Here is an 18,358-nt window from a genome sequence, read left to right as displayed (position 1 = left end):
ATATCCGGGGGATGAAAGAGTTAGGTCACTAGGATGCCATGACTACCATCAACTGTTAACTGCTGTTTTCCAATTTGGGGGGCGCACCTGTGGATAAGTTTGTTGGTAGTTCATTTTAAAGCGTTGATCAATTATTTAAACCATAAAAACCGAAGACATAAAAACAAATAAATACAACACGTTAAATACATATCGCTCATAAGATCCACGATCCGAAAATGATCGTTAATTGTGGAAAAAGTTAACAACGCGTACTGAAATAAGATGAACTGAGAGTAAAAATAGACAAATCTGACGAGAAAGGGAGCCATTATGAAGAAAATCGCAGTTATTTTGAGCGGCTCAGGAGTGTTTGACGGTGCCGAAATCCATGAATCCGTCCTCACCCTGCTTGCCATCGAGCAAGAAGGTGCCAGCTGGCACTGCTTTGCCCCGAATATGGATCAACACCATGTGATTAACCACCTGACCGGTGAAGAAATGGCAGAAACACGGAATGTATTGATCGAAGCGGCCCGGATCGCCCGCGGTCAAATCGATGATCTGGCCACGCTGGATCCCAGTCAGTATGACGCCCTGCTGCTTCCCGGCGGTTTCGGCGCAGCCAAGAACTTGTCTGACTTCGCCTTCAAGGGCAGCGAGTGCACAATCCATCCCGAGGTGAAACGGGTATGCCAGAAATTTGCCGAAGAGGAAAAGCCCGCAGGTTACCTGTGTATAGCCCCGGCAATGATCCCGCTCATTTATGGCCCAGGCGCCAAAGGTACCATCGGCACCGATCCAGATACCGCCAAGGTATTCACCCAAATGGGCGGCGAGCATATCAAGTGCCCGGTCAGCGACTACGTGCTAGATCAAAAACGCCGCCTGCTGACTACCCCGGCCTATATGCTGGCTGGCAGCATTTCCGAAGCGGCGGAAGGGATCAATAAACTGGTCAAGGAGCTAGTGAAGATAGCCTGATGCCTGGTCATAATTTCTGAAATGATCAAATCGCAGATAAAGAAAAAGCGGCACTACTTTCCATTATCAAGACCTGGAAGTAGTTGCCGCTCAGCAGAAGGGATTGTGTTTTCAGCCCTACACTAAAAACCCACCCTAGCTAAAGTACACTGGAAGCAATGTGAGCAATGTCGTGCCTTCAAACGAGAACCCTTTGTTGCCGTTCTCGCTGAGTGCAAGTTAATAATAACTATTCTCATTTAAGATGCAAGTATTTTATTGAGAATTATTGTCATTTAGTTGTTTGATGAAATGCAGCCGGTAATCTTCAATGCCGTCTTTCTTTTCCAGGTGCTCAACTTGGTAGCCATTTCTCAGCAACAAACGCAGCATCGCCGGGAAACGATTACGGGATTTGACCCTCAGCTCCTGGTAACCTTCTGCCACCACCCATTCTTCCTGTGCTTCAAGTAGGGCTTGGGCTACCCCACCCCGGCGGCCAGCCGGGGCCACACCACCCAGCCAGCTGTAAAAACAGTCTTCCGATAATTGGTAGCCGATTTTAACCCCGACCATTTCACCGTTAAGCTCAGCCACCAAAACCAGAGCGCGGTGACCTCGAAGCCGTTGCTTGATTTCTTCCTCGGTGGCTGGGCGGGCAAACTCAGTAATGGCGGCCAATACGGTTACCGCTTCTTCAATACTGGCCTCTCGGATATGCATAATTCCTCCTATTAAAAAGGCCAGCAATGCTGGCCTTAAACTGTGCTTATTATGGTGCGAAACCCAAGGAAGGGAAAGCTAGACCTCCAAGGAGTTGTGCGATCTGCTTTCACCGTCCGGCTTGGCCGGGGACAAAGTCGTCAGCTTGCCAATCAAGTAGTTGAGCAGCACACCGTACATCGGCACAAACAGACCAAGGCTGATCAGCAATTTGAAGCCGTAATCCACCAGGGCGATCTCAACCCAGTTTTCAGCCATAAAGGCATCAGGGCTGTTGTAGAACGCAATCGAGAAGAAAGCCAGCGTATCAAGTGCGTTGCCGAACAGAGTCGAGCAGCTCGGCGCCACCCACCACTGCTTGGTCTGGCGCAGGCGGTTGAATACTGATACATCCATGATCTGACCCAGTAGGTAAGCCATGAAACTCGCAATTGCTATCCGCGCCACAAACAGGTTGAATTCACCCAGATGAGCCAGCCCTTGATACTCACCCTGGTAGAACAGGACCGACAGTACATAGGAAATCACCAGCGCCGGCATCATCACCCTGAGGATGATCTGCCTTGCCATCGCCGCCCCGAAGATACGGACAGTCAAGTCAGTAGCCAGGAAGATAAACGGAAAAGTAAAGGCACCCCAGGTGGTATGGAACCCCATCACGGTGAAGGGAAGCTGAACCAGGTAGTTGCTCGATGCGATGATAAGCAGGTGGAAAACCACCAAGAAAGAAAGCGCCTTGCGCTGCTGCGCGGGCGTAAATTGAGAAGTCGTCATTGTCAGACCTTTTTGTCATTGGGGGAGAGGGAACCCAAAACACCACTGTCAGCTCTCACACTGCCAGTAGCAACCGAAGGCGGGCATTATACAGCAAACCACCGCTTTGCCCAGTGCTTCACCGCTTTCCTAATAGCCCAGCCAAGAATAACAGTGTTTCTTCGGTATCACTGTCCAGCCCTTCCAGCCACATCTGGCCACTGTAGTGCTCCCCTTTGAGCAGCAGCCGGCAGCCTTCGAAATCCACCAGCCAGACATGCAAATCGGCATTGGACTCTTTTTCCACCACGGTCATCCCCAGCAACTGGAGCAACTCACTGGCAATGGCAGCAAAAGTATCATAGTCGATTTCTGGCCCACCAATTTCGAGCAACCGTGCCGCAGGGTCCAAGCGGCGGCACCAAAAGTCAGCGCTTATTGTCATAGCTATTATTCCTTTTTGCCATGAATGGCTTCAGGAGGTTTCCTGTAACCAATTGTTTCTCTGCGTATCAAGCAATAACCAGCCTCTAGCCAAGGGGCAAAGTTCATGGTTTTATGAAGTTGTTGCCAATCGGGGAGACCCGGTTAGCAATCGGTGAATTTAACATTCTCACCAAATACGCAAGCTGTTTTGTAGCGAACAGAGCATGCCGGGGCAACGCCCCAGTTTGTATCTAAAACGCATTTTGTACCGGACGCGGATTGTCCGGTATTTTTTTATCCGGCCTTTTTATCTAGCCGATCCCAAAACCGACTTCTTCACCCGCGGTGAGGTGATCTTCAATCAGCCCCAGGAAGGCATTACCGTATTTTTCCAGCTTACGATGCCCGACCCCGTTGACCGCCAATAGCTCCCCTGCCGAAGTCGGCAAACGCTCGGCCATCTCCATCAGGCTGGCATCATTGAATACCACATACGGCGGCAGATCTTCCTCATCCGCAATCGCCTTGCGCAGTTTGCGCAGCTTGGCAAACAGCTTCTTGTCGTATTGGCGGTTGGCCATTTTATCGCTCTTGGCACTGCGAGCCGCAATATCCAACCTCGGTACCGCCAGCTCGAGCGACACTTCGCCCCGCAGTACTTCTCGCGCCTTGGCGGTGAGCTGCAAAATAGAACTGCGCACGATATTCTGGGTCAGGAAACCGCGGTGGATCAACTGGCGCAAAATGCTGACCCAAAACTCGTGGCTGTGCTCGCGGCCAATACCATAGGTACTGACCTTGTCGTGGCCATGCTCGCGAATGCGCTGGTTCTGCATACCGCGCAGCACTTCTACCACATGGGTAATACCAAAGCTCTGGTTCACCCGGTAAACACAGGACAATGCCTTCTGAGACACCTCAAGGGCGTCGAAGTGCTTGGGAGGGTCAAGACAGACGTCACAGTTGCCGCACGGCTCTTCCCGCGCCTCGCCAAAGTAATTAAGCAACACCTGACGACGACAAGTCTGCGCCTCGGCAAACGCTCCCATGGCGTTGAGCTTGTGGCTTTCCACTAATTTTTGCGGCCCCTCTTCCTTCTCATCCAGGCAGCGACGCAGCCAGGCAAGATCCGATGGGTCATAGAACAGGATAGCCTCCGCCGGCAGACCGTCACGGCCAGCACGCCCGGTTTCCTGGTAATAGGATTCGATATTGCGCGGAATGTCGTAGTGGACCACAAAGCGCACGTTGGGCTTGTTGATCCCCATGCCGAAAGCCACGGTCGCCACCACAATCTGGACATCATCACGCTGGAACGCTTCCTGAACCCAGGCCCGTTCATCATGCTCCATCCCGGCATGGTATGCCGCGGCACGGACCCCGCTCTCGTTGAGCTTTTCGCTGATCTGCTCGACCCGCTTGCGGCTGTTGCAGTAGACAATGCCGCACTGGCCCCGGACACCGGACAGGTAGCGGGTTAGCTGGGCCATCGGCTTGTATTTTTCCTGCAGGGTATAGCGGATATTCGGCCTATCGAAGCTGCCGAGATAAGTATGCTGGTCCTGCAGTGCCAGGCGGGCCACGATATCCTGCCGCGTGGTCTCATCCGCAGTAGCCGTCAGGGCGATCACCGGCACCTCCGGGAAGGACTGGCGCAAGCTGCCAATTGCTGCATACTCCGGGCGGAAGTCATGACCCCACTGCGAGATACAGTGCGCCTCATCCACCGCAATCATACTGAGCGGCAAACTGGCTAGGCGCTCGGAGAAGTCACGGCTGAGCAACCGCTCAGGGGAGACATAGACCAGTTTCAACTGATCCTGTGACATCGCCTGAAAGGTATCCTGCATCTCTTCCCACGACATGGTGGAGTTAATGCAGGCTGCCGCCACCCCGTTGGCCTTGAGCTGGTCGACCTGATCTTTCATCAGGGAAATCAACGGGGAGACCACCAAGGTCAGGCCATCACGCAGCAAGGCAGGAATTTGATAGCACAGCGACTTGCCGCCACCGGTCGGCATGATCACCAGGCAGTCCTGGCCGGACACCGCCGCCTCGATAACAGGCTGCTGGCCCTCACGGAATTCCTGATAGCCGAATACCTCCTGCAGGACCTGCTGGCAGGTCATAGGGCTCTCGGTCTGGCTCGGCTGGCTTGCTGGCATAACGTTCTCATTGGCACTGGTGACCCGAACCCGGGGCACCTGAAGATGGACAAGGCTGGCTATTCTATACCATTCAGATCACCGATGGGAGTCACACCCGGTTCAAATCATTTGCTCTGCCAGCGGCTATAGTTGTAGAGGAAAAAGGCAATAGTATTGAGATCGATCACGATTTATACTGCCCGTGCATACACAACTGAATTTTTATTTCTCCCCGCCAGCTCGGCACCAACTTTTCAGGTAACCATGGAAGCGCAAAATACCCAGACCCAACGCGGCGTCATCCTCGCCCTATCGGCCTACACCATGTGGGGAATAGCACCGATCTATTTCAAATCCCTCCAGCATGTCAGTGCGATGGAAATCCTTAGCCATCGGGTGATCTGGTCGTTTATCTTTCTTGCCTTGCTGCTGGTTGCCAGCAAGGGCTGGGGACAGGTCCGCGCCGTACTGGGCCGGCCAAAGGTATTGATGCTACTACTGGCAACCTCGTTGTTGGTCGGGGGTAACTGGCTGATTTTCATCTGGGCGGTGAATAACAACTACATGCTGGATGCCAGCCTCGGCTATTACATCAACCCGCTGCTCAATGTCCTGCTCGGGATGATGTTCCTGGGTGAGCGCCTGCGCCCACTGCAATGGGTCGCGGTCGCCCTGGCTGCCACCGGGGTTGCAGTCCAGCTGATCCAGTTCGGCTCACTGCCTTGGATTGCCCTAGCACTGGCCGCCAGCTTCGGCCTCTACGGCCTGCTACGCAAGAAGGTCAACCTTGACGCAGCTACCGGATTGTTCATGGAAACCAGTCTGCTGCTGCCTCTAGCACTCGGCTACGTGTTTATCTTTGCCAACAGCGCCACCTCGGACTGGTCGGCCAACCCGATGAATACCAACTTGCTGCTGATGGCTGCCGGTATTGTTACCACCCTGCCATTGCTGTGCTTTACCGGTGCCGCCACCAAGCTCAAGCTCTCGACCCTGGGCTTTTTCCAGTACATCGGCCCGAGCCTGATGTTCCTGCTGGCAATCACCGTTTACGGCGAGAGCTTCACCGCAGACAAAGGCTATACCTTTGCCTTTATCTGGGCAGCCCTAATTGTGTTCAGCTTCGAAGGTTTGCGTAACCACCGCAGCAATAAAAAACAAGCAGCCGTCAGCTAAATTTTCAACGAACTAAAAAACGGTGCTGCATATTGGCAGGCAGCACCGTTGATTTTTTACAAGCGCTGCCGCCATGGTTATGGTGTACTCATAGCCAACCATGAACCGCAAAGGGGAGCGAGATATGAATAAAATCAGCCATCGCAAAAGCCCCATTGATGACATCAGCCTGATTGATGCCCATTACCAAAGCTTTGCGTTCAAGCGCCATTATCACCTCGATTACCATGTCGGGTTGATCACTCAGGGCCAACAGCAATATTTCTACAACGGCAGCAAGCATATTGCCGGTGCCGGGCAATTGGTGATCATGCCACCGGACGAAATCCACGACGGCCAGCCCAACGAGCACACGGGATACCAGGTCAAGGTCTTCAGCATCACCCCCGACTGGCTCAGCCAGCAGGCCAACGACGTCTCGGGCAAGGGCCACTATAGTTTCCCGCAAAATAAGATCGCTGATCATACCCTGTTCCAGCAACTGACTATGCTTCACCAACAGTTGGACAATCCGCTGGTGTCACAACTGGCCAGAGACAGCTTGCCGATCGAGTCCTTTTCCTATTTGTTGACCCACTACGGCCAGGTTCGCGAAGCTAATGTCACGGCTCTGGGCTCCAAAGACTTAGCTCAGCTGCGCGACTATGTAATGGCTCATCTGGATCAGAAAATCAGCCTCGAACAACTGGCCAGCCTGTGCGATCTCAGCCCATCACAACTGCTACGCCAATTCAAAAAAGCCACCGGCATGACTCCCTATGCCTGGTTGGCCCGGCTTCGCTTGGAACATGCCATGGCACTGCTGAAAGCAGGTTACACCAGTACCGAAGTGGCCTACCATGTGGGTTTTTACGATCAGGCTCACTTCGCCCATGCCTTCAAGCAAACCTTTGGCGTCACCCCTTCGCATATCAAATAACAAGCCTTCAATTCACGGCATCGAATAACTGTCATTATTTTACAAGCGTCCACCACACAGCTAAGGCATGCTACGCCTTGCTGGGCATTGTGCCCTGATGTTTGAAGGATAACGTACACACTATGATCAACGAAGTAACCACCCTTGCCACCCTAGTCACCGTTCATATCGTCGCCTTGATGAGCCCGGGGCCCGACTTCGCCTTAGTGGTACAAAATGCTGGCCGCTATGGGCGCCAAACCGGCATCATGATCGCCCTTGGCCTGTCGCTCGGGATCCTGCTCCATTCCATTCTCAGCCTGACCGGTGCCAGCCTGCTGATCCACCAGCATCCGATGCTGTTTGCCCTTCTGCAAGCCGCTGGCGGCAGCTACCTGCTGTGGCTCGGGATCGGTGCCCTGAAAGGCACATGGCAACACTGGCAGCAGCGCCACCAAGCCGAGGCAGGACAGCCAAGTAAATCTTCGCAGCGAGTGCTTGCTAACCGTAAACAAGCGCTGGCCAAAGGTTTTACCACCAATATCCTCAATCCCAAGGCTCTGGTCTTTTTCATCAGCCTGCTATCGACACTGGTACCTGCCAGTATGTCCCTCGGTGGTAAGGCCACAGCCATCGGTCTGCTGTGGATCACCTCGTTCCTGTGGTTTGCCCTTTTGGCCTGGCTGCTGACCGGAGCCCGCCTGCAGCAAAAACTCAAGCAATGGACACCCTGGATTGATGCCACCTGCGGTGCCCTGTTCACCGTGATCGGCAGCCTGATCCTAGTCAGCATCATTTCATCGTGATCATTGATGCTGACTGCCGCACAGGTTGACCCGCAGCACAAAAAACAACCAACGGTTAGACATTGCCCCCACTCCTTACTTAGGCTAACTACAGCCTAAGTAAGGAGTAAATTGACCATGGAATGGAACCAACACCGGATTGCCTTGTTGTCAGCCTGCCTGCTGACCCTGCCTGTTTCCACCTTTGCCAAAGACAGCCAGCAAACTGCTGACCAGCTTGCCCCGGAAGCAGCAACCGGCCTGACCGAGCAGCAAGCCGTGGCCGGCAAGGACTGGATGGTTGCCTCTGCCAATCCTTACGCCAGCGAAGCCGGTGCGGAGATCCTGCGCCAGGGAGGCAACGCCATCGATGCCATGGTGGCTACCCAGTTGGTGCTGGGCCTGACCGAGCCGCAGTCCTCCGGCATTGGCGGCGGCGCATTCATGGTCTATTGGGATCAAAAGAAAAAAGCCCTGACCACCTTCGACGGCCGCGAAACCGCCCCATTTGCTGTCACCCCGCTACTCTTCCAGGATGACAAGGGTCAGCCGCTTAAGTTCTTCGATGCCGTGGTCGGCGGCCGTTCGGTCGGCACCCCGGGTACCGTTCGGCTGATGTGGTATACCCACCAGCGCAACGGCAAGCTGGACTGGAAGAAACTGTTCGAGCCCGCTATCAAGCTTGCCAAAGAGGGATTTGTTGTGAGCCCGAGGCTGGCAGCTTTGGTAGAAAAGGACAAAGCCCACTTGCAGCGTTTCGCCGCGACCAAAGCCTATTTCTTCAATGAAGACGGCACGGCTATTCAAGCCGGGCAAACTTTAAAGAACCCAGAGTATGCCGATACCCTGCGGCAAATTGCCGAGCGCGGTGCCAGCGCCTTCTACACCGGCGAGATTGCCAAAGACATCGTCAAGGCCGTCCGCACCGCCCCCGGTAACCCGGGGGTGCTTAGCACCATGGATCTGGCGACTTACCAGGTCAAGGAGCGCCCTGCTATCTGCGCGCCTTACCGCCAGTACGAGATCTGCGGGATGGGACCACCAAGCTCCGGCGCCCTGACACTGGGGCAGATCATGGGCATGCTCAGCCACTACCCGCTTGGCGAACTGGGACCGGATAACCTCACCAGCTGGCGCTTGCTCGGTGATGCCTCGCGCCTCGCCTTTGCCGATCGCGGCCGCTACATGGCCGACAGCGATTATGTGCCGATGCCGACCAAAGGGTTGCTGGCCGATGACTACCTCCAGCAGCGTGCCGCCCTGCTCAATAGCGACCAAGCCCTGGCCACGGCAGAAGCGGGCAACCCGCCATGGGATCACGCCATGCGCTATGCCATGGACGAATCACTCGAGCTGCCCTCAACCAGCCACTTTTCAATTGTCGACAAGGGCCGTAACGTAATTTCAATGACCACCACCATTGAGAACGGCTTCGGCTCGCGGGTGATGGTACGCGGCTTCCTGCTCAACAACGAGCTGACCGACTTTTCCTTCCGCAGCCATGACAACGGCATGCCGATTGCCAACCGGGTCGAGCCGGGCAAACGACCGCGCTCCTCGATGGCGCCGACCATCGTGATGCAAAAAGGCAAGCCATACCTTGCCATTGGCTCACCGGGTGGTAGCCAGATCATCGGTTATGTCGCCAAAACCCTGGTGGCCCACCTCGACTGGGGCATGGATCTGCAACAGGCCATCAACCTGCCGAACATGAACAACCGCTTCGGCCCGTTTGAGCTAGAAGCCAATACCGCTGCCGAGCAATGGGCACCGAAGCTGGAAACCCTCGGCTTCAAAGTCCAGGTCAAGGAGCTCAATTCCGGTGTCCAGGCCATCAAGCTCAGCGACAAAGCCCTCACCGGCGCTGCCGACCCACGCCGCGAAGGCAAGGTCATCGCGGAATAAAAAGCCTGTGCTCCACCAACAAAAAAACCGTGGCGCCTGCCACGGTTTTTATTTCAGTCTCGACACTGTGCCAGCCGGTAATTACATCGGCTCAAGCTTGGCATACTGGGTGACCAGCCATTTGATCCCCTCGCCATTGAAGGCGACCTGAACCCGGCTCTGGGCACCGCTGCCCTCGAAGTTGATGATTGTCCCTTCTCCGAATTTCGGGTGCTGGACCCGCTGGCCAAGGCTGTATCCGGTCTGGTTGAAGTTCTCGTTCACCTGGCTCTGGCTGAAGCGGCCGCTGCTGGCCGGGCGGGAGACCTTGGCCTTCATCCGCACTTCTTCAATGAACTCTTCCGGGATCTCGCGAATAAAGCGTGACGGCTTGTGGAAGTTATCCTTACCGTAGAGGCGGCGCATTTCCGCATACGAGATGTAGAGCTTCTGCATCGCACGGGTCATCCCCACGTAGCACAGGCGGCGCTCCTCTTCCAAACGGCCCACTTCCTCGGTGGTACGCGAGCTCGGGAACATGCCCTCCTCGACACCGACCATAAACACTACCGGGAACTCCAGGCCCTTGGCACTGTGCATGGTCATCAGCTGGACCGCATCCTCGAAGTCATCGGCCTGACCTTCGCCGGCTTCCAGTGCAGCATGGGACAAGAATGCCGACAGCGGGCTCATCTCCTCGGCTTCTTCCGGGATCTCGAACTGGCGGGTTGCCGTTACCAGCTCCTCCAAGTTTTCAATACGGGCCTGGGCCTTCTCGCCTTTCTCTTGCTCGTACATGGCGCGCAGGCCGGAGTTGCGGATCACCTCATCGGTCTGCTGGTAGAGCGGCAGCTCGCGGGTGTCGTCTTCCAGTGCGTTGACCAACTCGATGAAGCGGCGCAAGGAGTTGGCGGCACGGCCAGCCAGCACTTGCTCTTCCAGCAGGGCAACACTGGCCTGCCACATCGTGGCGCCACGGTCGCGGGCTGCCATGCGGATAGTTTCCAGGGTGCGGTCACCCAAGCCGCGCGTCGGGGTGTTGACGACCCGCTCGAACGAGGCATCATCGTTGCGGTTGGCAATCAAGCGCAGGTATGACAGAGAATCTTTGATTTCCTGGCGCTCGAAGAAGCGCATGCCGCCATAGATGCGGTATGGCATCCCGGCCTGGATCAAGGCTTCTTCCAGTACCCGCGACTGGGCATTGCTGCGGTATAGCAAGGCCGCTTCGCTCAGCGCCCCGCCCTGATCGCGCAGCTCTTTGATTTTGCCAACCACAAAACGGGCTTCGTCCAGCTCATTGAAAGCCGAGTAAATCGAGATCAGCTCACCCTCTGCACCATCGGTCCACAGGTTCTTGCCCATCCGCTCGTTGTTGTTGGCGATCAGGCCGTTGGCCGCTTTTAGGATGTTGCCGGTCGAACGGTAGTTCTGTTCAAGGAAGATAGAGCTCGCGCCCTTGAAGTCATTCAAGAAACGCTGGATGTTTTCCACCTTGGCACCACGCCAGCCGTAGATAGACTGGTCGTCATCACCCACGATCATCACGTTGCAATCAGGGCCAGCCATTAGGCGCAGCCAGGCAAACTGGATGTTGTTGGTATCTTGGAACTCGTCCACCAAAATGTGCTTGAAGCGTGCCTGGTAGTGCTCGCGGATATGCTTGCTGCGCTGCAGCAGCTCGAACGCACGCAGCAGCAACTCGGCAAAATCGACCAAGCCAGCACGGTCACAGGCTTCCTGGTAGGCAGTGTAGAGGCGCAGCCAGGTCTGCTCGACCGGGTCATTAAAGGTATCAATGTGCTGCGGCCGCAGCCCCTCGTCTTTTTTCTCGTTGATATACCACGCCGCCTGACGGGCTGGCCACTGCTTCTCGTCCAGGTTCTGGGCCTTGATCAAGCGGCGCAGCAGGCGCATCTGATCTTCGGAGTCCAGGATATTGAAGTCTTCCGGCAGGCCGGCATCAAGGTAATGGGCGCGCAGCATACGGTGGCACAAGCCGTGGAATGTACCGTTCCACATCCCGGCCGACGAACCGTGCATCAACTCATTGATCCGGCCACGCATTTCGGCGGCCGCCTTGTTGGTAAAGGTCACCGACATAATGGAGTACGGCGAGGCTTGCTCTATCGTCATCAACCAAGCAATGCGATGGACCAAGACCCGGGTCTTGCCACTCCCGGCGCCGGCCAAAACCAGGTGGTTACCCAACGGTGCTGCCACCGCCTCGCGTTGTTTGTCATTCAGGCCATCTAACAGAAGTGAAACGTCCATCGCTCTCTACTGGTTATTTATACAATGGTGATGATTATAACCACAAAGCCCCCCACGATGCGAGAAACCTCCCTAGCCGCCGAGATACTACCCTCTACAGATGACAAACCCGTCAATAATGGGCGACAAAAATTTCACCTAATCAACCTCTTGCCAGATTGTTTTGTTCTATGCTTGGAATTACGCAAAGTTAACAGAAAGTTAAAAAATTTAAGAAAGCGTGAAAGTTATTCCCAACTCGCCCTTTCTTATGTACCGAGAGCACCAAGAGGTGCCAGTTAATCAAAAAGGAAACGTTGCATTTTCCAGCAACAGTCAGCGTATTTAAGAGGAATGAACATGAAAAAGACCACCAACATCGCACTCGCCACTGCCGTAACTGGCCTACTTGCTCTAGCCGGTACCGCCATGACCACCACAGCAGCGGTAGCCGCCGACGAGAAAGAGAAGTGCTACGGCGTTGTAAAAGCCGGTAAGAATGACTGTGCCACCAAAACCAGTTCTTGTGCCGGTACCTCGAAAACCGATGGCCAGAAAGATGCCTTCGTGATGGTTCCTAAAGGTTTGTGTGATCGCCTAGCCGGCGGCTCAACCAGCTCATCATAACCCTTAACCACCTACCAACTTGATAACACTTAAATGAAGGAATCATTATGAAAAAGTCTAATCTTGCTGTTGCTACCGCGGTTTCAGGTCTGCTTGCTCTTGCGGGTACTGCTTTAACCCCTTCTGTTGCGGTCGCAGCAGACAAAGAGAAGTGCTACGGAGTGGTCAAAGCTGGTAAAAACGACTGTGCGACCAAAACCAGCTCTTGTGCCGGTACCTCGAAAACCGATGGTCAAAAAGATGCTTTCGTCATGGTGCCTAAAGGCCTTTGTGATCGCCTGGTCGGTAGCTCAAAAGAGGCTAAATAATTGAGCAGGTTGTCTTATGACAAGGTGGTAGGGGTGGGGCTTCGCTCCCCCCACATCCATCAATTTCTCGCCGAACAGCCAGATATCGGCTGGCTGGAAATTCACAGCGAGAATTATTTCACGGCCAACTCACCGGCCCGTCAGCAGCTCCGGGATATTGCCAACCACTACCCCATTAGCTGCCACGGGATCGGAATGTCCCTCGGCTCCGCCGACGAGTTGGACAAACGACACCTCAGCCAGCTCAAGCAACTGGTCGAGGAAATCGACCCGATAGCGGTCTCCGATCACCTGAGTTGGAGTTCGGTTGACGGCCAGTATTTCAATGATCTGCTACCGCTTCCCTATACCGAAGAAGCCCTATCCCACTTCTGCCGCAAAGTCGAGCAGGTACAGGATACCCTCGGACGCCAACTGTTGGTCGAGAATCCGTCCAGCTATCTGAGCTTCAACCACTCAACCATACCTGAGTGGGAGTTTCTGCGGGCAGTCCAGCAACGTACCGGCTGTGGTTTGTTGTTTGATCTCAACAACATCTATGTCAGCAGCTTCAACCATGGCTTTGACTGTCAGACCTATCTCGATGCCATCGACCCGCGAACCGTTAAGGAAATCCACCTAGCTGGTTTTACGGTCAAGCAGTTCGAGCAAGGGGAAATCTGGATAGATACTCACAGCAAACCGGTCAGCGAACCGGTGTGGCAACTCTACCGCCAGTGGGTACGCCAACATTTCGCCGCACTGGGCGGGGTACCAACACTGATAGAGTGGGATCTCGATATTCCAGAGCTTAATGTATTACTTGGAGAGGCAGAAAAAGCGCAACAGATTATTGCCAAGGAGGCCAGTGATGGGATCTCCGCAGCCTAACAACCTCCATCAGCTACAGCAGGATTTCGCTGAAGCATTGCATTACCGGCCCAGTTCGGCCAGCGAGCATATTGCTGACAGTACATTCGGCCCGGAACAACTGATCCAGGTTTACCGAAATAATTTTATTATCAGCCTGTCAGAGGTGTTGGAAGCCACCTACCCATGCTGCCTAGCCGTCGTTGGCGAGGAGTGTTTTGCCCAGATTGCCCGCCAACATGTCCTCAACCAGCCGCTTGGCGAAGGCAATGTCACCGACTACGGCGACGGGTTCAGCGACACCATCAACAACCAACCTGCCTTGGTTGAGGCTGTCCCCTATTTGGCTGATCTGGCCCGCCTTGAATGGCTGGTAGACCGTGCCAGCCAGCATGTTCCGGTCAACGCGGATTTTCCGTTCGAGCAACTCACCCAGATCACCGAGGACAGTCTGGCCCAGTTGGTGATGGAAGTGGCCGAACCTGTTTACAGTTTCGACGCCCCATACCCAGTCGCCAGCCTGTGGCAGATGATCACCCGAGATCAGATTGAGCAACTTGACCTCAACCAGCCGGAGTCGGTCATTATCCAGCACCGCCCACAGGGGATGCAGGTATTGGCAACCACTCCATCGGCCACGGCACTGCTGCGCCTGTGCCAGCAGGGGAAACCGCTGGGTGAAGCCGATGAAGCCATGCTGGCCATTCTCGGCGAACTTATCCAACAACAATTCTTTACCCGTATCCACGGCTTGCCTGAGGGAGAATGCGCATGCTGAATTTTCTCAAACAAATCGACACTACGTCCCAGCGGATCACCGAGCCACTGATCCCATTCCTGCTACTGTTCACCCGCCTTTGGGTAGCCTGGGTCTTCTTCAAATCGGGCATGGTGAAATACAACAGCTGGGACAGTACCCTTTACCTGTTCGAGTATGAATACCAGGTGCCGCTGCTGCCCTGGCAATTTGCTGCCTACATGGGGACCGCAGCCGAGCTGATCCTGCCGGTATTCTTGGCACTGGGCCTGTTTACCCGCCCGATGGCGCTAGCTTTGTTTGTATTCAATATCATTGCGGTGGTGTCCTACCCACTATTGTGGGAGAAAGGGTTCTTCGACCACCAGCTGTGGGGCATGATGATGCTGGTCAACGTGTTCTGGGGGGCAGGGATGATCTCGGTCGACCATTTGATAAGCAGCAAGCCGAAGCAGTCTCTGTTGCAGTAGCTTGTTTCATCAATAGAAGATCAATGTAATTCATTCATCTGGATAGAAGTTTCAAAAACGCATAAATACATCCATGTAGCTCTGACTCGCCATCCATGGCGAGTAGGTTTTGAAACTTCATCCAGAAAAATGAAGCTCAAGTTAAATGGCTCTTATTAGTCACTCACCAACGCCAACAGCTGTGAAAGCTGGCTGATTTCGACATCCGGCAGCCACTTGGCACGCGGCTCGCGGCTCAGCACCCGTTGCTGGTCGTTGAACCAGCAGGCTTTGAAGCCATTGCGCTTGGCCCCGCCGACATCGGTCACCAGGTGATCGCCGACATGGAGGATATCGCCCGGTGCCAGACCGAGCCCTACGGCTGCACTGGCAAACAAATCCGGCTCGGGCTTTGACAGCCCATCACGGCCGGCCATCAAGACGCTATCAAAATACTGCGCCAGCCCAATTTTACCCGCATCGACATTGCCATTGGTAATCGCCACCAATGGCAGCTGCTGTTTGAGCAAGGCCAGCACCCTGTGGGTCTCGTCAGGAACATCAACCTGGTTCCTGACCTCCAGTACCACCGCCACGCCTTCGTTTGCTGCTTGCTCGGCTGCCGACAAAGAGTAGCCCAACTGCATAAAGCCAGTTTTTAACAACTCGAAGCGCCATTGGGTCACGTCATGGCGCAGCATAGGATCAGCCTTGGCCAGGCGCATTTTAAGCTGTAGCCAACCCGTCTTCCCGACGCCTTGCGTGCGCGGGTGGTGGGCTGCCAGCCAGTCATGCATCGCTTGCTCGGCCCGGCGGATCACCGGGCGGTTGTCATAGAGGGTATCGTCAAGATCGAAGGTCAGTGCCTTGGGCGCAGGCAAGCGGCGGTAGAACTGCATCAGCTGTTACTCTCGAAATAGCCCCGGCTCAGCGCTTGTTGCGCTTGGCGCGGGGATGGGCTTCATCATACACCTGTGCCAGATGCTGGAAGTCCAGGTGGGTATAGATTTGAGTGGTCGAGAGGTTGGCATGGCCCAGCAACTCCTGGACGGCGCGCAGATCCCCCGAAGACTCGAGCATATGGGTCGCAAAGCTATGGCGCAGCTTGTGCGGGTTGATATGGCTGGAAACAGCCTGCTTTTGGCCCCATTCCGCCATCCGTTTCTGGACATTGCGGTTGGAAATGCGCTGCCCTAGCTTGGAGACAAACAGCCCCGGCTCACCTGGCACTGCCAACTGGCCCCGTACCTTGAGCCAGTGGCCGACCCATTCGCGGGCCAAGCCGGCAAACGGCACCACACGCTCTTTGTCGCCCTTACCGATCACCCGCAAGTCGCCCTTGCGCAGGCTGACATTCTTGACATCCAGGCCGACCAGCTCCGACAAACGCAAGCCAGCACCGTACATCAGCTCCATCATCGCCCGATCACGGATAGCCAGCGGGTCATCCTCATCGACACTGAGCAGCTGATCCATTTCATCAACATCGAGGTTCTTCGGCAGCGGCCTCGCCTTGCGCGGTGCCGACACGCCCTTGGCCGGGTTGGCCTTGAGCACGCCTTGCTGCACCAGGTAGTCGAAGAAGCTGCGCAGCGCCGACAGGCGCATCGACAGGCTGCTGGCCTTGAGGCCATCACGCATGCCCTTGGAGGCAAGCTGGCGCACCCAGCCGGCGTCCACCGCCTGCCAGTTGTCAACCCCCAAGGAGACCAACTGCTCAGCCAAGGTTGTCAGCTGGCGCTTGTAATTCTGCTGGGTATGCAGGCTGAGCTCCCGCTCGCTGCGCAGGTATTCATAGAATCGCTGCAACGGTTTTTCCAAACCGGCAGGCAGGCTCATTCAATCACCTCACGGGTATATTCCCAGTGGTGAATGAGTTTAGCCAGCACCATGGCCAGCTGCTCGACAAACAGCGTATCCATCTCCGGCTGGAAATGGCCGCCATCAACACTGGCGAAGCTCAGGGCACCAAACGGCCTGTCGTTGCCAAGCGGTAATACCAGAAAAGAGCCCAGCTGCGGCGGTTGCTCAAATAACATCTCCGCCTCATGCTTGCGCAGGCGGCCAAGGTAGACCGGGCGGGATGACAGCCGCGAGCGGCTGAAGCTATCGAAACTGCGGCGCTCGAGGAACAGGTTGTCATCCAGGCTATCGAACAGCCGCAGGCTGACATCCAGTCCCAGCTCATCAGCCAGCGTTTCCAGCACACACAGTGCCTGGTAGATATTGTGGGTCTGGAACAGCTGCTGCTGCGCCTTGGCAAAGGTATGGTAGAGCTGGCTGTTCTTGGTTGCCGCCCCGACCAAGCCGGTAATTTTCTCTTCCAGTTCGCCGACATTGCTGCGCAGGCGTTCCAGCTGGATATCCACCAGCGACACCACGCCGCGGTCGGCATGGTGAACCTGTATCCGGCTCAGCAGCTCCGGGTGGCGAACAAAGAAATCAGGGTTAGCCAACAGAAAGTCAGCCACTGCCTGTTCGTCCAACGAGACGGTGTCCGCTTCCGGGGTACACACATCCAGCTGAGAAATATCGGTCATAATACAATTTGTCCATCAAACACGTGCGTTGCTGCACCTGTCATATACAAAGGCTTGCCTTCGCCCGGCCAGCGGATCTGCAGGTCGCCGCCCGGCAGCGACACCTTCACGCTATCATCCAGCAGGCCCTGGGCCCGGCCAATGGCTACCGCGGCACACGCCCCGCTGCCACAAGCCTGGGTTTCACCAGCACCGCGTTCATAAACCCGCAGCTTAACTTCATTGCGGTTGATCACCTGCATAAAGCCCGCATTGACCCGCTCAGGGAAACGCTCGTGGGATTCCAGCAATGGCCCTAGGGTCTCAACATCCGCGGTATCAACGTCATCGACCACCGTCACGCAATGGGGGTTGCCCATGCTGACCGCCCCGCAGAACACGGTTTTCTCACCGGCCCGCAAGATGTAAGTTTTCTCACTCTGCTTGGCACGGAAAGGGATTTTCGCCGGGTCAAACTCAGGCACACCCATGTTGACGGTGACCTGGTTGTCGTTCTCCAGCTTGAGCACCATCTTGCCGGCTTTGGTGCTGACCGAGATGTGGTATTTATTGGTCAGCCCTTTCATCCAGACAAAACGGGCAAAGCAGCGCGCACCATTACCACACTGCTCGACCTCGCTGCCATCAGCATTGAAAATCCGGTAATGGAAATCCGTCTCGGGATCATAGGGAGGCTCCACCACCAGCAGCTGATCGAACCCCACCCCGCGGTGTCGGTCAGCCAACCTCCGGATAGCATCCGGCGAGAAGAACACGTTCTGGGTGACACAGTCAACGACCATAAAATCGTTGCCCAACCCATGCATTTTCGAAAAATTGACCTGCATGTTGTTCCTTCTCA

General features: G+C 55.3%; 19 protein-coding genes. 10 read left to right on the top strand and 9 right to left on the bottom strand.

The annotated features are described in order from the left end of the window. The first annotated feature begins 312 nt into the window (after nucleotides 1-312). Complete coding sequence (gene elbB / locus ACXAGQ_RS08065) at nucleotides 313-963, top strand: isoprenoid biosynthesis glyoxalase ElbB (RefSeq protein WP_475253103.1); 651 nt, start codon at nucleotides 313-315, stop codon at nucleotides 961-963. 255 nt (nucleotides 964-1,218) lie between these two features. On the opposite strand, the gene ACXAGQ_RS08060 is transcribed toward elbB, so the two are convergent. From ACXAGQ_RS08060 to recQ, 4 genes are all read right to left on the bottom strand, one after another. Next, a complete protein-coding gene (locus ACXAGQ_RS08060) occupies nucleotides 1,219-1,665 on the bottom strand; it encodes an N-acetyltransferase family protein (RefSeq protein ID WP_475253101.1) in 447 nt (148 codons plus the stop codon). 78 nt (nucleotides 1,666-1,743) lie between these two features. Further along, nucleotides 1,744-2,439, bottom strand: a complete 696-nt coding sequence (locus tag ACXAGQ_RS08055) for a 7-cyano-7-deazaguanine/7-aminomethyl-7-deazaguanine transporter (protein WP_475253099.1) — start codon at nucleotides 2,437-2,439, stop codon at nucleotides 1,744-1,746. Between the two features lie 118 nt (nucleotides 2,440-2,557). Then, nucleotides 2,558-2,863: a DUF3630 family protein gene (locus tag ACXAGQ_RS08050; RefSeq protein WP_475253097.1), complete on the bottom strand. Its 306-nt coding sequence runs from the start codon at nucleotides 2,861-2,863 to the stop codon at nucleotides 2,558-2,560. Nucleotides 2,864-3,155: 292 nt separating this feature from the next. Beyond that, nucleotides 3,156-5,009: an ATP-dependent DNA helicase RecQ gene (recQ, locus tag ACXAGQ_RS08045; protein WP_475254699.1), complete on the bottom strand. Its 1,854-nt coding sequence runs from the start codon at nucleotides 5,007-5,009 to the stop codon at nucleotides 3,156-3,158. Between the two features lie 246 nt (nucleotides 5,010-5,255). On the opposite strand from recQ, the gene rarD reads away from it, so the two are divergent. The 4 genes from rarD to ggt all read left to right on the top strand — a co-directional run bounded on the left by rarD (nucleotide 5,256) and on the right by ggt (nucleotide 9,755). Further along, nucleotides 5,256-6,167 carry an EamA family transporter RarD gene (gene rarD / locus ACXAGQ_RS08040; RefSeq protein ID WP_475253095.1) on the top strand — a complete coding sequence of 304 codons (912 nt, stop codon included), beginning with the start codon at nucleotides 5,256-5,258 and terminating at the stop codon, nucleotides 6,165-6,167. Nucleotides 6,168-6,291: 124 nt separating this feature from the next. Further along, nucleotides 6,292-7,086, top strand: coding sequence for a helix-turn-helix domain-containing protein (locus ACXAGQ_RS08035; protein WP_475253093.1), 795 nt, complete (start codon nucleotides 6,292-6,294; stop codon nucleotides 7,084-7,086). A 125-nt stretch (nucleotides 7,087-7,211) separates the two neighbouring features. After that, nucleotides 7,212-7,871 carry a LysE family translocator gene (locus tag ACXAGQ_RS08030; protein ID WP_475245806.1) on the top strand — a complete coding sequence of 220 codons (660 nt, stop codon included), beginning with the start codon at nucleotides 7,212-7,214 and terminating at the stop codon, nucleotides 7,869-7,871. Between the two features lie 117 nt (nucleotides 7,872-7,988). Beyond that, nucleotides 7,989-9,755, top strand: coding sequence for a gamma-glutamyltransferase (gene ggt, locus ACXAGQ_RS08025; RefSeq protein ID WP_475253091.1), 1,767 nt, complete (start codon nucleotides 7,989-7,991; stop codon nucleotides 9,753-9,755). 81 nt (nucleotides 9,756-9,836) lie between these two features. Here the strand turns inward: ggt and uvrD are convergent, their stop codons facing one another. Beyond that, complete coding sequence (gene uvrD / locus ACXAGQ_RS08020; protein WP_475253089.1) at nucleotides 9,837-12,008, bottom strand: DNA helicase II; 2,172 nt, start codon at nucleotides 12,006-12,008, stop codon at nucleotides 9,837-9,839. Between the two features lie 339 nt (nucleotides 12,009-12,347). Here uvrD and ACXAGQ_RS08015 point away from each other — a divergent pair, with 339 nt between their 5' ends. Genes ACXAGQ_RS08015 through ACXAGQ_RS07995 form a run of 5 tightly spaced genes read left to right on the top strand, consistent with a single transcriptional unit; the run spans nucleotide 12,348 to nucleotide 14,998 of the window. Continuing rightward, nucleotides 12,348-12,614, top strand: a complete 267-nt coding sequence (locus ACXAGQ_RS08015; RefSeq protein ID WP_475245742.1) for a BufA1 family periplasmic bufferin-type metallophore — start codon at nucleotides 12,348-12,350, stop codon at nucleotides 12,612-12,614. A 47-nt stretch (nucleotides 12,615-12,661) separates the two neighbouring features. Continuing rightward, nucleotides 12,662-12,922 carry a BufA1 family periplasmic bufferin-type metallophore gene (locus ACXAGQ_RS08010; RefSeq protein WP_475245740.1) on the top strand — a complete coding sequence of 87 codons (261 nt, stop codon included), beginning with the start codon at nucleotides 12,662-12,664 and terminating at the stop codon, nucleotides 12,920-12,922. Next, entirely contained in the window at nucleotides 12,923-13,792 is an 870-nt protein-coding gene (gene bufB, locus ACXAGQ_RS08005) for an MNIO family bufferin maturase (protein WP_475253087.1), read from the top strand. After that, entirely contained in the window at nucleotides 13,773-14,549 is a 777-nt protein-coding gene (locus ACXAGQ_RS08000; RefSeq protein ID WP_475253085.1) for an HvfC/BufC family peptide modification chaperone, read from the top strand. Before bufB ends, ACXAGQ_RS08000 begins: the two co-directional genes overlap by 20 nt. Beyond that, nucleotides 14,543-14,998 carry a DoxX family protein gene (locus tag ACXAGQ_RS07995; RefSeq protein WP_475253084.1) on the top strand — a complete coding sequence of 152 codons (456 nt, stop codon included), beginning with the start codon at nucleotides 14,543-14,545 and terminating at the stop codon, nucleotides 14,996-14,998. The genes ACXAGQ_RS08000 and ACXAGQ_RS07995 overlap by 7 nt, the downstream gene beginning before the upstream one ends. Before the next feature lie 155 nt (nucleotides 14,999-15,153). Here ACXAGQ_RS07995 and yigB read toward each other — a convergent pair whose 3' ends face one another. The 4 genes from yigB to dapF are packed head-to-tail and all read right to left on the bottom strand — an operon-like array spanning nucleotide 15,154 to nucleotide 18,344. Then, a complete protein-coding gene (gene yigB, locus ACXAGQ_RS07990; RefSeq protein WP_475253082.1) occupies nucleotides 15,154-15,876 on the bottom strand; it encodes a 5-amino-6-(5-phospho-D-ribitylamino)uracil phosphatase YigB in 723 nt (240 codons plus the stop codon). Nucleotides 15,877-15,904: 28 nt separating this feature from the next. Continuing rightward, a complete protein-coding gene (gene xerC, locus ACXAGQ_RS07985; RefSeq protein WP_475253080.1) occupies nucleotides 15,905-16,816 on the bottom strand; it encodes a tyrosine recombinase XerC in 912 nt (303 codons plus the stop codon). After that, nucleotides 16,813-17,517 carry a DUF484 family protein gene (locus ACXAGQ_RS07980; RefSeq protein ID WP_475253078.1) on the bottom strand — a complete coding sequence of 235 codons (705 nt, stop codon included), beginning with the start codon at nucleotides 17,515-17,517 and terminating at the stop codon, nucleotides 16,813-16,815. Before ACXAGQ_RS07980 ends, xerC begins: the two co-directional genes overlap by 4 nt. After that, nucleotides 17,514-18,344, bottom strand: a complete 831-nt coding sequence (dapF, locus tag ACXAGQ_RS07975; RefSeq protein ID WP_317525032.1) for a diaminopimelate epimerase — start codon at nucleotides 18,342-18,344, stop codon at nucleotides 17,514-17,516. Before dapF ends, ACXAGQ_RS07980 begins: the two co-directional genes overlap by 4 nt. Between the last annotated feature and the right edge of the window lie 14 nt (nucleotides 18,345-18,358).

The sequence above is a fragment of the Photobacterium sp. ABD4_091 genome (genome assembly GCF_056160145.1).
Note: the sequence above shows the minus strand (reverse complement) of the source record. Positions and strands in the feature narration are given on the sequence as shown.